The following is a 13,284-nucleotide window of genomic DNA, read 5'->3' as shown; positions in this document are numbered from 1 at the left end:
GAGTCTAGGGCGGATCCCGTGGCTCGAACGATGGCGCGGAGAGCGGGCGGCGCCGTCCTCGTCGCACCGCTGTGGTGTGCGCGGCATCTTGACGTCATGCGGGACGCTCCCTAGGGTCTGGCCACACCCTTTGGGAAACGTTACCCACAGCCGCGCGACTCCTGCGGCCCGGGCATCGGGCCGCCCCATCCCCGAGACGGACTCCGACGAGACAACCGGCCGCGCCTCCGCGTGGCGCAGGCCGAAGAGTTGATCCAGCAGGCCATTTGAATCGTTTCAAGGAAGGGGGTTCGTCGGTGGCTCTGGCCCCGCACAAGCAGCTCCTGGACGACGACCGGCCTCCGGACACGGAACCGGCCGCACGCATCCGGCCCGCGCGCACGACTCCGCCGTGGTGGTTCGCCCTGCCCGCGATGCTGCTGTTCGCCTTCGTCGTCCTGGTGCCGAGCGTTCGCGGCGTGTACTACGCCTTCACCGACTGGGACGGTCTCGACCCCGACTTCTCCTTCGTCGGCCTGGACAACTTCGCCGACATGCTCAGCGACCCGGACGCGACGCAGGCCATCTGGCACACCCTGCTGATCGCGGTGTCGATCACGATCGTGCAGAACGCGATGGGCCTGCTGCTGGCCCTGGGGGTCAACTCGGCCATCAAGTCCCGCAACGTGCTGCGGGTGTTCCTGTTCGCGCCGGCCGTGATCACCCCGATCGTGACCGCCTACCTCTGGCGCAATCTGCTCGGCCCGGACGGCGCGGTCAACAGCCTGCTCGGCGCGGTGGGTCTGGGGGGATGGCGGCAGGACTGGCTGGGCAGTCCGAGCCTGGCCCTGTGGTCGGTGGTCGGGGTGATCGTGTGGCAGTTCGCGGGCTACTCCATGGTCATCTTCCTCGCCGGACTGCAGTCGGTGCCCAAGGAGGTCCATGAGGCGGCGGTCATCGACGGGGCGGGTCCCGTTCGGCGCTTCTGGTCGGTGACCCGGCCATTGCTGGCCCCGGCCTTCACCATCAACCTGATGCTGTCGATCATCGGCGGGATCAAACTCTTCGACCAGGTGTACGCGTTGACGGGCGGGGGACCGGGGCACGCCACCGACACCATCTCGACGCTGATCTACAAGGACGCCTTCACGCTCGGCGAGTTCGGCTACAGCGTCGCGCTCGCGGTCGTCCTCACGATCATCGTGGCGGTCGTCTCGACCGGGCAGTACCTCGTGCTGTCCCGCAACGAGAGGGCGGCGTCATGAACCGCTACCGCCGCCGCACCCTCGCCCTGGAACTGGCGGTGATCGCCGCCGCCCTGTTCGTCGGCTTCCCGGTGTACGTCCTGGTCAACCTCGCGGTGCGGCCCGCGTCGGACCAGTCCTCGCCGATCAGCCCGACCGGCTCACCCACCCTCGACAACTTCACCCAGGCCTGGCAACAGGGCGCCCTCGGCGGGGCCTTGGCCAACAGCGTGCTGGTGACCGTGTGCAGCGTCGTCGTCGTGCTCGCCGTGTCCTCGCTCGCGGCGTACCCGCTGGCCCGCGCCACGGCCCGCTGGTCCCGGGGAACGTATCTGACCTTCCTCCTCGGCCTGGCCCTGCCGTTCCAGCTCGCGTCCCTGCCGCTGTACCAGACCATGCGCGACATGGGCCTGCTCGGCACACCCTGGGCGCTGGTCCTCTTCTACTCCGGCCTGCAGTTGCCGTTCACCGTCTTCCTGTACGTCGGTTTCCTGCGCGCCCTGCCCCGCGACTTCGAGGACGCGGCACTCATCGACGGCTGCACACCTCTGCAGGGCTTCCGGTACGTGGTGCTGCCGATGCTCAAACCCGTCACGGTGACGGCTCTGGTGCTCAACGCGGTCGCCGTGTGGAACGACTTCTTCACCCCGTTGCTGTACCTCAGCGGCAGCGCCCGGCAGACCATGCCGGTCGCGATCGCCGGCTTCGTCGGTCAGTACGTCACCGACTGGAACCTCATCTTCGCCGCACTGGTGATCAGCATCCTGCCCGTCCTGCTCGTCTACTTCCTGCTGCAGCGCAGCATCATCAACGGCTTCGCGGGAGGGCTGCGGGGATGACCTCCGACGCCCGACCGTCCCTCATGTCCGGTGGCTCTTCCCCGAGGGGGACTTCATGAAGACACGCACACTCCCGGTCCTGGCCGCCACGGTCACGTCCATGGCCCTGCTGGCCGCCTGCGGCGGCGGCACCGAGGCGGGCTCCGACGGCGGTTCGAAGGACTCGAAGACGCTCACCCTCGCGTCGATCGACCAAGGCTCGGTCGAGGACGTCGTCAAGGCGTTCGAGAAGGCCAACCCGGGCGTCAAGGTCCGTTACACCACCAGCGGCGCCGACCAGTACCAGCAGCAGATCCGCACCCAGCTGTCCTCGGGCACCGCCCCCGACGTGATGTCGGTCTGGCCCGGCAACGGCAATCCGGGGGCCACCTACGTCCTGGCCGAGCCGGGTTATCTGCGCGACCTGTCGGACCGGCCGTGGGCCGCCGAGCTGCCGGACGCGATGAAGTCCGTCGCTCAGTACGAGGGCAAGACGTACACCGCGGTCTTCGGGCAGAACGGCATCGGAGCGGTCTACAACGAGCAGGCCGTGGCGAAGTCCGGACTCACCCCGCCGGACACCTGGACGGAACTGCTGGACTTCTGCAAGGCCGCGAAGGCGAAGGGAACCCCGGCCTTCGCGCTCGGCAACCAGGACAACTGGGTGACCCAGCTCGTCGCATACGCCCTGGTCGCGACGACCGTCTACGGCGAGGACCGGGACTTCGACAAGAAGATGCAGGCCGGCGACGCCACCTTCGCGAAGTCCCCGTGGGCCACCGCCCTGGACAAGTACGTGACGATGGAGAAGACCGGCTGCTTCCAGAAGAACCCGCTGGGCACCACCTACGAAGCCAGCCAGCAACTCGCCGCCACCGGCAGGACCCTCGGCATCGTCCAGGGCAACTGGGTGATCGCCCTCCTCAAGCAGAAGAACCCGAAGGGCACGTTCACGCTCAAGGCGCTGCCCGCCACCGACGACCCGTCCGAGACCCTGATACCCGCCGCCGCGGGTGCCGGGTACGGTGTCAACGCGAAGGCGAGGAACGAGGAACTGGCGCTGAGGTTCGTGGACTTCGTGATGTCGCCCGAGGGCATGAACACGTTCGTCGAGAAGCAGGGCGGCCTGCCCTCCCTCCCCGACACGGGCTTCGCCGCGGACCCGTCACTCGCCGAGCTCTCGGAGTTCATCGGGTCGGACCGCACGGTGCCCTTCATGGACCAGCTCTGGCCCAACCCGAAGGTCCAGCAGACCATGCTCAGCGGCCTGCAGGAGATCTTCAGCGGGCAGTCCACGCCGGAGAAGCTCCTCGACGAGATGGACGCCGACTACAAGGCCGGCAGCTGACCATCGAGCCGTCGGCCACCGCGCGTGGCGGCCGACGGCTCTCCTTCAGCATCTGAATGAAACGTTTAAATCCACCATGGTGTGATCGATCGGAGGTTTGGTATGCCCGACGTCCCGAAGGAGGCGTTGAGCCGGCGACAGGTGGTCGGCACCATGGCTGTCTCGGCGGCCGGGCTGGCTGTCCCCGCCGTCCCCGGGCCCCCTGTGCCGGCGGCCCACGCCGACGAGGTGGGCGACAGACGGGGAGCGAGGGTCACCGGTCTGGCCGTCGACGGCCGCGAGGACAGTCCGCTCGGTGTCGACGACCCGGCACCGCGACTGAGCTGGCGGGTGGTGGGGGCCGACGGGGCATGGACGCAGTCCGCCTACCGGCTCCGCGCGGCGCGCACCCGGAAGGATCTCGACCGGGGCCGTCTGCTGTGGGACAGCGGCAAGGTCCGCTCCCCGGCCCAGACCGATGTCGCCTGGCACGGTCCCGCCCTGTCCTCGCGGGACCGGGTGGTCTGGCAGGTGCGGGCGTGGAGCACCGGCGGCGACGCGACACCATGGAGCCGCCCCGGCACCTGGGAGATGGGGCTCCTCAAGCGTTCCGACTGGGGCGAGGCCCAGTGGATCGAGCACCCGGGCCGCACCGTCGAGCAGCCCCTGCCCGTGTTCGCCCGTGCCTTCCGGGTGGACGGCCGGTGGGGGAGGGTCGTCAGGGCGAGGCTGTACCTGTCCGGCGTCGGACTGCACGAGGCCCGCCTCAACGACAGGCCCGTCACCGACGAGGTGCTCGCCCCGGGCAACTCCAACTACCAACTCTCCACCGAATACCGGGTGTACGACGTCACCGGGCTCATCCGCTCCGGTGACAACACCCTGGGTGTCGAACTCGGTCACGGCACGGCGCTCGTGACCCGGTCCGTCACCCGTCCCACCACCGGCCGCACCGCCCCGTACAGTTGGTGGCAGAGCCAGTTCAAAGGCAGCGGCAGCCTGGCCGCGCCCGCCGCGCGGGGCACCACCACCGTCAAGGTGAGCAGCGTGGCCAACTACCACGTCGGCGGCACGGTCAACATCGACACCGGCGACGGCGGCGAGCGCCTGGAGACCCGCACCATCACCGCCGTCGGCACCGCAGGCGCCGACGGCACCGGCATCACCTTCGAGCCCGGCCTCTCCTCCGGGCACGCCGGCGGCGCGGCCGTCACCGGCTCCGGCAACTCCCTCGCGAGCACCGACCCGAGCGCAGGCGCCGCCGTCTCCCCGCGTCTGATCGCCCGCCTGGAACTCACGAAGGCCGACGGGACGGTCGAGACCGTCGTCAGCGACCGCTCGTGGAGGACGGCCCTCGGCCCGACCGTCACCGCCAACTGGTACTCCGGCTCCGACCACGACGCGCGCCGCGAGCAGCCCGCGTGGACCGCCCCCGGCGCGGATCTCGGCGGGTCGGCGAAACGCCGCGACGGCACGGCCATGGGCTGGACCGACGCCGGAATCGCCCCGCCGCCCAATCTGACCACCGAGTTGGTCTGGCGGGTGGCCGAGCCGCTCAGGATCGTCGACCGGCTCCGCCCGGTCGCTGTCACCCAGCCGCGGCCCGGCGTGTGGGTCTTCGACTTCGGGCAGAACTTCGCCGGCTGGCCGCTGCTGGACCTCGACGGCCCGCTCCCGGCCGGTACGACGGTCAGGCTGTCCCCCGCCGAGTCGCTGAACGCCGACGGCACCGTGGACCAGGCGTCGATCATGGGCGGCGGCGCCGCTCGCGGCACCCAGGTGTTCGCCACCTACACGACGTACGGCGACGAGCGGAGCGAGCGGTGGCATCCGCGGTTCCACTACTTCGGGATGCAGTGGCTGCAGGTGACCGGCCTGCCCGAGGGCTATGTACCGACCCGGGACACGGTGACCGGCCTGCAGATCCACGCGGACGTGCCGGTCGCCGGCTCCCTGCGGACCTCCGACGACCGGATCAACCGCGTCCACCGCATGGCCCGTTACTCGATCATGAGCAACGTCATGTCGACCTTCACGGACTGCCCCGGCCGTGAAAAGCTCGCGTACCCTGCCGACTACGTACAACCCTTCGGCTCCCTCCACCGCACGTTCGGATACGCGGCCTACCTGCGCACCATGCAGCGCCACCTGGTCGAGGGCCAGTCCAGGGCCGGTGACGGCATCGGCAACGTGGCGCTCAAGGCCCCGGTGTACGACTGGGGGTACACCGGCCGGTTCGGCGACGAGATCAACTGGGGCAACGGCATCATCCTGGTGCCCTGGCTGCTGTACGAGACGTACGGCGACACACAGACGATGAGCCGCCACTACCCGCGGATGCGGGCCTTCCTCGACTACATCAGGACCAGGAAGGCCGGCATTGGCGCGGACGCCTGTCTCGTGGACGCGGCCCTGGGCGACTGGATCGCGAGTGAGAACACCTCGGGCCGTATCACCGGAACCTGGGGCTACCACCAGATCGCCGACCGCATGGCCCGGATGGCGGCCCTGATCGGGCGTGACGCGGACGCGGCCGAGTACCGCAACCTCGCGGCCACCATCAAGGACGCGTTCAACGACGCCTTCTACAACACCGCGCTCGGCCGGTACACCGCCGAGGGCGACCGGGGCGCCGCCGGAGCCACGCAGGCCGCGCAGGCGCTCGCGCTCGACGAGGGCCTCGTACCGGAGGGCGAGCGCGGGAAGGTCCTCGACGCGCTGGTGGAACTGGTTTACGCCCACCGGCCGTTCGGGGGCGGGCCGCACCTCAGCGGCGGCACCATCGGTCTCGCCCCGATCGTCAGGGCCCTGCACGAGGGCCGCCACGACGACGTCCTGTGGGCCGTCCTCCAGGAGGACACCCGCCCGGGCTACGGCCACTTCATGGCACCCACCACCTCCCATCCCGAAGGTCTGACGACCATCCCCGAACAGTGGGACATGGGCAACTCCAAGAACCACATGATCCTGTTGCAGATCGAGGAGTGGTTCCACAGCGGCGTGGTGGGCATCCGCCAGGCCCGCGGCAGGGCCGGATACCGCGAGTTGGTCATCGACCCCCGCCCGGTCGGCGACCTCACCCATGCCGAGGGCAGCTATCGCACCCCGTACGGCGTGGTGTCCGCGCGGTGGACACGCGAGAAGAACAGGTTCCGGCTCCATGTGGAGCTCCCGCCGAACGCCACCGCGGAGATCCGGCTGCCCACCGGCGACCGCGCCACCCATGTCGTCGGTTCGGGGCAGCACACGTTCACCACCCGCGATCTGTGACCGATTCCCCCGGCGAACCGAAAGGACCACGGCGTGAGCCATGCAGAGCGCGGTGCGGACGATGCCGACCGCGATGGCCGCGAGGGGTTCTCACCTCGCGGCCACGGACCGGCATGACGTCGCCGAACCGTGCTCACAGCGAGTACGCGTACACGGCCGGCATCGCCCGCGACCCGGACAGCCCCGGCTTCAGGCGCTTCGTTCTCCGGCCCCACCTCGATCCCACGGGGCGGATCACCCAGGTCCGCGGCACCTACGAGTCGCCGTGCGGTGAGATCCGAAGCGAGTGGGAGGTCCAGGGCCGGGGCCGGACCCTGGCGTACGAGGCGGTCGTGCCCGCGAACAGCGAGGCCACTCCGCGCCTCCCGGCCGCCTCGGCGGATGCGGTCCGTGCGGGACGGACCCCGCTGACCCGCGTGGACGGCGTGCGTTTCCTCGGCCACGCGGACGGGGTGTCCTCGTACCGCCTGCCTTCCAGCCGGTACCGACTGACCGCCGACCTGCGCTGAAGCCGTGGACACCGGCTCGCGAGAAAATCGGTCGGCGCTCTTGACGCACGCCCCTGCGACTCCGTAGATATGACCGCGCGGTCACTCGCCGCGCGGTCATATGGTGGGCCTCGCTCATACAGGCTCACGCTCGCCGGGAGAATCGATGACACGAGTGGCGGCGCGCGGTACGGCTGCGGCCGCACCGCGCAGCGCGGATGTGGCCCGCCTGGCCGGGGTCTCGCGCAAGACGGTGTCGCGGGTCCTCAACAACGAGCCCTACGTCTCCGACGAGGTCCGTCGACGCGTCCTCGAAGCCGCGGAGGAGCTCGGCTACCGCCTGAACCATGCGGCGCGGGCGCTGGCCTCCGGCCGGAGCCGGTCCATCGGTGTCGTGGCCCTGGGGACGGCCGGATACGGAACGGCCTCGCTCCTGGTGGGCATCGAGAGGGCCGTACGGGACGCCGGTTACGCCCTGCGCATGGTCAACACGGTGGACGGGGAACCGGACGGCATCGCCGGCGCCGTGACCTCACTCCTCGAGCAGGGCGTGGACGGCATCGTCGTCTCCGAGCCCATCGTGGAGGGGGAGGTGAGGGTCGGGGTCGACGTGCCGCTCCTCTTCCTGGGCGCGCCACCGGCCTTCACCTCCGCCCAAACCCTGACCGTGGGCGTGGGCGCGTACGAACTGGCGAGGGCGGCCACCGCTCACCTGCTGGATCTGGGGCACACAACGGTCCATCACCTCGCCGGTCCGGGGCAGTGGTACGCCTCGAAGGACCGTATCGAGGGCTGGCGGGCGGCGCTCGCGGCGAGAGGAGCGCATGAACCTCCCGCGCTCCAAGGCGACTGGTCACCCGAGTCCGGCTACGCGGCGGGCCGTGAGCTGGCTGCGGACGGCTCGGTGACGGCGGTGTTCGCGGCGGGTGACGAGATGGCGATCGGTCTGATCCACGCGCTGCGGGAAGCCGGCCGGCGGGTGCCGGAGGACATCAGCGTCGTGGGCTTCGACGGCAACCCCGTCTTCGCCTACGTCACCCCGCCCCTGACCACGGTGCGGCAGCCCTTCGACGAGGCGGCACGAGAGGGCATCAGGCTCCTCGTCCACGCCATCGAGACGCCCGACACCGATCTGCCTCCCGCGAGCGAGCTACCGGTCGAACTCGTCCTCCGCGGCTCGACCGCACCCCCGCCGTCCCGCCCCGACCTGTAAGCAAGTAGCTGGAGATCACGGGACGCGCCTCAACAAGAACAGCGACCGCTCCCGGGGCCCTGCGCGGTGGCGGGTCAGAACGTGAGGAGCACCTTGGTGGCGCGCCGTTCGTCCATGGCCTTGTAGCCCTCCGCGGCCTGCTCCAGCGGCAGGGTGAGGTCGAAGACCCTGCCCGGGTCGATCTCGCGGTCCCAGATGAGCTGGATCAGGTCGGGCAGGAAGCGGCGCACCGGGGCGGGACCGCCCTCCAGGTGAATGCCGGCGAGGAAGAGGTCGAAGCCGGGGATGGAGACGTCGTAGTTGACGCCGACGAAGCCCATGTGCCCACCGGGGCGGGTGGCGCCGATCGCCTGCATGGTCGACTGTTCGGTTCCGACGGCCTCGACCACCGAGTGTGCGCCGAGTCCTCCCGTGAGTTCCTTGATCTTCGCCACGCCCGCGTCACCGCGCTCCTCGACGATGTCGGTCGCGCCGTAGAACCGCGCCAGCTCCTGCCGTTCGGGGTGGCGGGACATCGCGATGATTCGCTCGGCGCCCAGCTGCCTGGCGGCGAGGACGGCCATCAGACCGACCGCGCCGTCGCCGACGACCGCGACCGTCCTGCCCGGGCCGGCCTGGGCGGCGACGGCACCGTACCAGCCGGTGCCGAGCACGTCGGAGGCGGCGAGCAGCGAGGGGATCAGCTCGGGGTCCGGCTGTCCCGGGGTGGGGACGAGGGTGCCGTCCGCGTGGGGGATGCGGGCCTTCTCCGCCTGGGTGCCGACCGACTGCGCCACGAACTCCCGGTGCACGCAGCCCGACTGGTAGCCCGAGCGGCAGATCTCGCAGGTGTTGTCGGAGATCACGAACGACCCGACGACGAAGTCGCCCACCTTGACGTTCTTCACGTCGGAGCCGACTTCCTCGACCACACCCACGTACTCGTGCCCCATGGCCGTGTGGTCGACGGGCTCGATCCCCCGGTAGGGCCACAGGTCCGACCCGCAGATACAGGTCGCGGTCAGCCGGATGACCGCGTCGGTGGGCTCGACGATCTTCGGATCGTCACGCTCCTCCACCCGCACGTCGCCGGCCTTGTACATCACCACTCCACGCATACCTGACGCTCCTTGCTTTCCTTGCTTCACGTTCTTCACTTGCTTCGCGTGTACCAGCGCCTGCGGCGCCGAATCCTCTTCGGGGGAACCGCACCGTCCAGGTGTGGAGCGCTCGTCGTCACCGCTGTTCGGGTGACGGCGACTCGTCAGCACCACGGCGTCCAGGCAACCCCCATCGCGTGAGGGCAGCCAGTTACTGATGAGGGGTGTACTGGCAGTACATCCCAATCCGCCGGACTCGGTCGTACGGTCAGGGTGTGGACAACCGTGACGAAGTCCGCGAGTTTCTGACCTCGCGGCGAGCCAAGATCACTCCGCAGCAGGTGGGGCTGCCGGCCGGTTCCCGGCGCCGGGTGGTCTGCGTCGTAGCGAGGTCGCCGCGCTGGCCGATGTGAGCGTGGAGTACTACGCCAAGCTGGAGCGCGGGAACCTCGCCGGTGTCTCGCCCAACGTGCTCGAAGCCGTCGCCCGAGCCCTCCGGCTGGATGACGCCGAACGCGTCCACCTGCTGCACCTGGCCCAGGCCCAGGAAGGTTCCGACTCCCTCGCCCGCCCCCGACGGCGCTCCGGCAAGCAGCGGACCCTGCGCCAGAGCCTGCAATGGACCTTGGATGCCGTCACCGCCGGGCCCGCGGTCGTCATCAACGGCCGCCTGGACCTGCTCGCCGCCAACCAGCTCGCCCGCGCCTTCTTCGGTGACCTCTACGACGGCGGCACGAAGCCGCCGAACTTCGCCCGCTATCAGTTCCTCGATCCCGCGGCCCGGCGCTTCTACCCGGACTGGGACCTCGCCTCCGGCATGACCGTGGACATCCTGCGTACCGAAGCCGGCCGTAATCCCCACGACAAGGAGCTCCACGACCTGGTGGGGGAGCTGTCCACGCGGAGCGACGCCTTCCGCTCCCGCTGGGGCGCCCACAACGTCACCCACCACGGCACCGGCACCAAGCGCTTCAACCATCCGGTCATCGGCGAACTCACCCTGTCCTGGGAGTCCCTGGCCCTGACCGCCGAACCCGGTCTCACCCTCACCGTCTACACCGCCGAACCCGGCTCGCCCTCCGCGGAAGGCCTCCACCTGCTCGCTTCCTGGGCAGCCACCCACGACACCGCCACCGTCTCTGCCCCTCGGCCTCCGAGCGCCCCGCCGAAATGACCGAGAAGGAGCCCGTCACCCTGCTCCCCGGCTGCTGCCCGGACTTCTACCGAGCGGTCGAGGAGACGAACCGGAGCGAGTGCGCACCACCGGTGATACTGGGGGAGGCCGCAGCCGTTCCGGACGTCGTCGAGACGGCGATCCGGAGCGGCCGGACGGGAGCCGTCGTCGACGCACATGCGGACGGGAGATGACTGACATGGCACTGGTTCTGGTGACCGGGGCATCCAGCGGACTCGGGCGCGACACGGCGGAGGCGTTGGCCGGCCAAGGGCATGACGTGGTCGCCCATGTCCGCGACCCGGCCCGCCTCACCGGCGCCGGTGACACCGGCTGGTGGAAGGGCGTCGTCACCGGGGATCTCGCCGAGGTCGACGAGATCCGCGACGTGGCCCGGCAGGCCGCCGAGTTCGGCCGCTTCGACACCGTCATCCACAACGCCGGCGTCCTGAACTCGCCCGAACAGGTCACCGTCAACACGGTCGCGCCCTACCTGCTGACGGCTCTGATGGACAAGCCGGCCAGGCTCATCTACCTCAGCAGTTCCATGCACCGCACCGGCTCCACCGACCTACGCCGACTGACGGCGGGCACCGCTTCCTACGACGACACCAAACTGTGGGTCACCGCCCTCGCGCTCGCCTGCGCCTCCCGCTGGGAAGGAACCACCAGCCACGCGGTCGACCCCGGATGGGTTCCCACACGCATGGGCGGTACCGGCGCATCGGACGACCTGGCGGCCGGGCACCAGACACAGACGTGGCTCGCCACCCACCATGACGTGACCCCGCACACCGGCGGCTACTGGTACCACCGACGGACCCAGACACCACACTCCGCGGCGCGGGACGAAGCCTTCCAGGCACGCCTCGTCCAAGCCCTGGAGCACCACACCGGCGTCCCGCTCGACTGAGTCGGCAGACGGAGGGACGGGCCCCTCGGAAACGGCGTCATGGACGAGCCCCTCGGAAACCGCGTCGTCGACCGCAACCGGAGTCATATCTCCGCAACCGTCCATGCCGCTCTGCGTGTGCACGCCGGTGCTCCGCCGGACGGCGTGGCGCCGACGTTCAGGCCCTCCAACTCGCAGGACGGTCCACCTGTTTGAGGCCCCCCGACGCGAACGTGGACCGGGATCGAGGGCCGGCCGAGTAGCGCTGCGATTCCGGACTGGGCGGACTTCCCCTTCACGCCTGGACGACTTCCGCCGATGGACGCGCGGAGTGACCGGTGAGGTTCTCCGGGCGGAGGATCGTGTCCAGTTGGTCGGTGGTGAGCAGGCCGGCCTCGGCGGCGAGGTCCTTGATGGGACGGCCGGTGGCCAGGGCCCGGCGGGCCAGCGTGGTCGAGGCGGCGTAGCCGATGTGCGGGGCGAGCGCGGTGACGAGGCCGATGGAGCGGTGGACGCTGTCGTGGAGGTGTGCGCGGTTGGCGGTGATGCCGGGGACGCAGCGGGTGGCCAGGGCGTCACAGGCGGCGCGCAGATGGGTCAGGGAGCGCAGCAGGCTGTAGGCGATGACGGGTTCGAAGGCGTTGAGTTGGAGCTGTCCCGCTTCGGCGGCCATGGTGACGGTCAGGTCGTTGCCGATGACCTCGAAGGCGACCTGGTTGACGACTTCGGGGATCACCGGGTTGACCTTGCCGGGCATGATCGACGAACCCGCCTGCACCGGCGGCAGGTTGATCTCGCCGAGTCCGGTGGTGGGGCCGGAGGACGTCAGGCGCAGGTCGTTGCAGGTCTTGGAGAGCTTCACGGCGACGCGCTTGAGGACGCCGGAGAGCTGTACGAAGGCTCCGCAGTCCTGGGTGGCCTCGATGAAGTCGCCCGCGGGCCGCACGGGTTCGCCGCTGATCCCGGCGAGGTACGCACAGGCGAGTTCGGCGTAGCGCGGGTGGCCGTTGATTCCGGTGCCGATCGCGGTGCCACCGAGATTGGACTCCAGCAGCAGGGCGGCGGCCTCGGTGAGGCGCTGGCGGTCCTCCTCGATCATGACGGCGTAGGTGGTGAACTCCTGGCCCAGCGTCATCGGGACGGCGTCCTGGAGCTGGGTGCGGCCCATCTTCAGGATGCCGCCGAACTCATCCGCTTTCTCGGTGAAGGCCGTGGCCAGAGCCCCCAGGGAGTCCCCGAGCCGGCGCAGTGAGGTGACCAGCGCCAGACGTACGGCGGTGGGGTAGACGTCGTTGGTGCTCTGGCCGAGGTTGACGTGGTCGAGGGGATGGATCACGTCGTAGAAACCGCGGGGATGGCCGCGGATTTCCAAGGCCCGGTTGGCGATGACCTCGTTGGCGTTCATGTTCGTCGAGGTGCCGGCCCCGCCCTGGACGGGGTCGACGACGAACTGGTCGTGCAGCCGTCCGGCGCGGATCTCCTCGCACGCGTCGATGACCGCTCCGGCGATGTCCGGCGGCAGTAGGCCGAGTTCGCGGTTGGCCTGTGCTGCCGCCTGTTTGACCGAGGCCAGTGCGGCGATCAGGTCGGGGAACCGGGCGATGGTCGATCCGGTGATCGTGAAGTTCTCCACGGCCCGCACGGTGTGCACGCCGTAGTAGGCATCGGCGGGCACCTCCTTGTCTCCGACCAGGTCGTGCTCGATGCGTGTGGTCCGCGTCATCTGATGCTCCTCGTCTCCTGCCGCCGGACATAAGGCGGGCTGCCGACGCGGGACCTCTTGACAGGCCACCGCCTCCG

Annotated in this window: 10 protein-coding genes and 1 pseudogene; 9 read left to right on the top strand and 2 right to left on the bottom strand. The window is 69.9% G+C overall.

All coding sequences use genetic code 11. The features are described from left to right. The first annotated feature begins 296 nt into the window (after nt 1–296). The 6 genes from OG202_RS01325 (at nt 297) to OG202_RS01300 (ending at nt 8,339) form a co-directional block, all read left to right on the top strand. Nucleotides 297–1,244: a carbohydrate ABC transporter permease gene (locus OG202_RS01325; RefSeq protein WP_328222172.1), complete on the top strand. Its 948-nt coding sequence runs from the start codon at nt 297–299 to the stop codon at nt 1,242–1,244. Continuing rightward, a complete protein-coding gene (locus OG202_RS01320) occupies nt 1,241–2,062 on the top strand; it encodes a carbohydrate ABC transporter permease (RefSeq protein ID WP_328222171.1) in 822 nt (273 codons plus the stop codon). Before OG202_RS01325 ends, OG202_RS01320 begins: the two co-directional genes overlap by 4 nt. Before the next feature lie 55 nt (nt 2,063–2,117). Then, nucleotides 2,118–3,389, top strand: coding sequence for an ABC transporter substrate-binding protein (locus OG202_RS01315; RefSeq protein WP_328222170.1), 1,272 nt, complete (start codon nt 2,118–2,120; stop codon nt 3,387–3,389). A 102-nt stretch (nt 3,390–3,491) separates the two neighbouring features. Next, complete coding sequence (locus OG202_RS01310) at nt 3,492–6,638, top strand: family 78 glycoside hydrolase catalytic domain (protein ID WP_328222169.1); 3,147 nt, start codon at nt 3,492–3,494, stop codon at nt 6,636–6,638. 113 nt (nt 6,639–6,751) lie between these two features. Beyond that, on the top strand, nt 6,752–7,147 hold the full coding sequence (locus tag OG202_RS01305; protein WP_443052180.1) for an alpha-L-rhamnosidase C-terminal domain-containing protein: 396 nt from the start codon (nt 6,752–6,754) through the stop codon (nt 7,145–7,147). A gap of 145 nt (nt 7,148–7,292) precedes the next feature. After that, nucleotides 7,293–8,339, top strand: coding sequence for a LacI family DNA-binding transcriptional regulator (locus OG202_RS01300; RefSeq protein ID WP_328222168.1), 1,047 nt, complete (start codon nt 7,293–7,295; stop codon nt 8,337–8,339). 74 nt (nt 8,340–8,413) lie between these two features. Here the strand turns inward: OG202_RS01300 and OG202_RS01295 are convergent, their stop codons facing one another. Continuing rightward, nucleotides 8,414–9,436, bottom strand: coding sequence for a zinc-dependent alcohol dehydrogenase family protein (locus tag OG202_RS01295; RefSeq protein ID WP_326573388.1), 1,023 nt, complete (start codon nt 9,434–9,436; stop codon nt 8,414–8,416). Between the two features lie 257 nt (nt 9,437–9,693). Between OG202_RS01295 and OG202_RS01290 the strand changes: the two are divergent. The 3 genes and pseudogenes from OG202_RS01290 to OG202_RS01280 all read left to right on the top strand — a co-directional run bounded on the left by OG202_RS01290 (nt 9,694) and on the right by OG202_RS01280 (nt 11,505). After that, nucleotides 9,694–10,592: pseudogene (locus tag OG202_RS01290) on the top strand (helix-turn-helix transcriptional regulator). Further along, nucleotides 10,589–10,786: a hypothetical protein gene (locus OG202_RS01285; RefSeq protein WP_327731881.1), complete on the top strand. Its 198-nt coding sequence runs from the start codon at nt 10,589–10,591 to the stop codon at nt 10,784–10,786. The pseudogene OG202_RS01290 and the gene OG202_RS01285 overlap by 4 nt, the downstream one beginning before the upstream one ends. A gap of 5 nt (nt 10,787–10,791) precedes the next feature. Beyond that, nucleotides 10,792–11,505 carry an SDR family NAD(P)-dependent oxidoreductase gene (locus OG202_RS01280; protein WP_328222167.1) on the top strand — a complete coding sequence of 238 codons (714 nt, stop codon included), beginning with the start codon at nt 10,792–10,794 and terminating at the stop codon, nt 11,503–11,505. Between the two features lie 274 nt (nt 11,506–11,779). On the opposite strand, the gene OG202_RS01275 is transcribed toward OG202_RS01280, so the two are convergent. Continuing rightward, the gene (locus OG202_RS01275) at nt 11,780–13,207 is read right to left on the bottom strand and encodes an aspartate ammonia-lyase (protein ID WP_328222166.1); all 1,428 of its coding nucleotides are present in this window, start codon (nt 13,205–13,207) and stop codon (nt 11,780–11,782) included. Between the last annotated feature and the right edge of the window lie 77 nt (nt 13,208–13,284).

This window comes from Streptomyces sp. NBC_00310, assembly GCF_036208085.1.
Lineage (GTDB): Bacteria > Actinomycetota > Actinomycetes > Streptomycetales > Streptomycetaceae > Streptomyces.
This window is presented reverse-complemented; position numbering and strand designations above follow the sequence as displayed.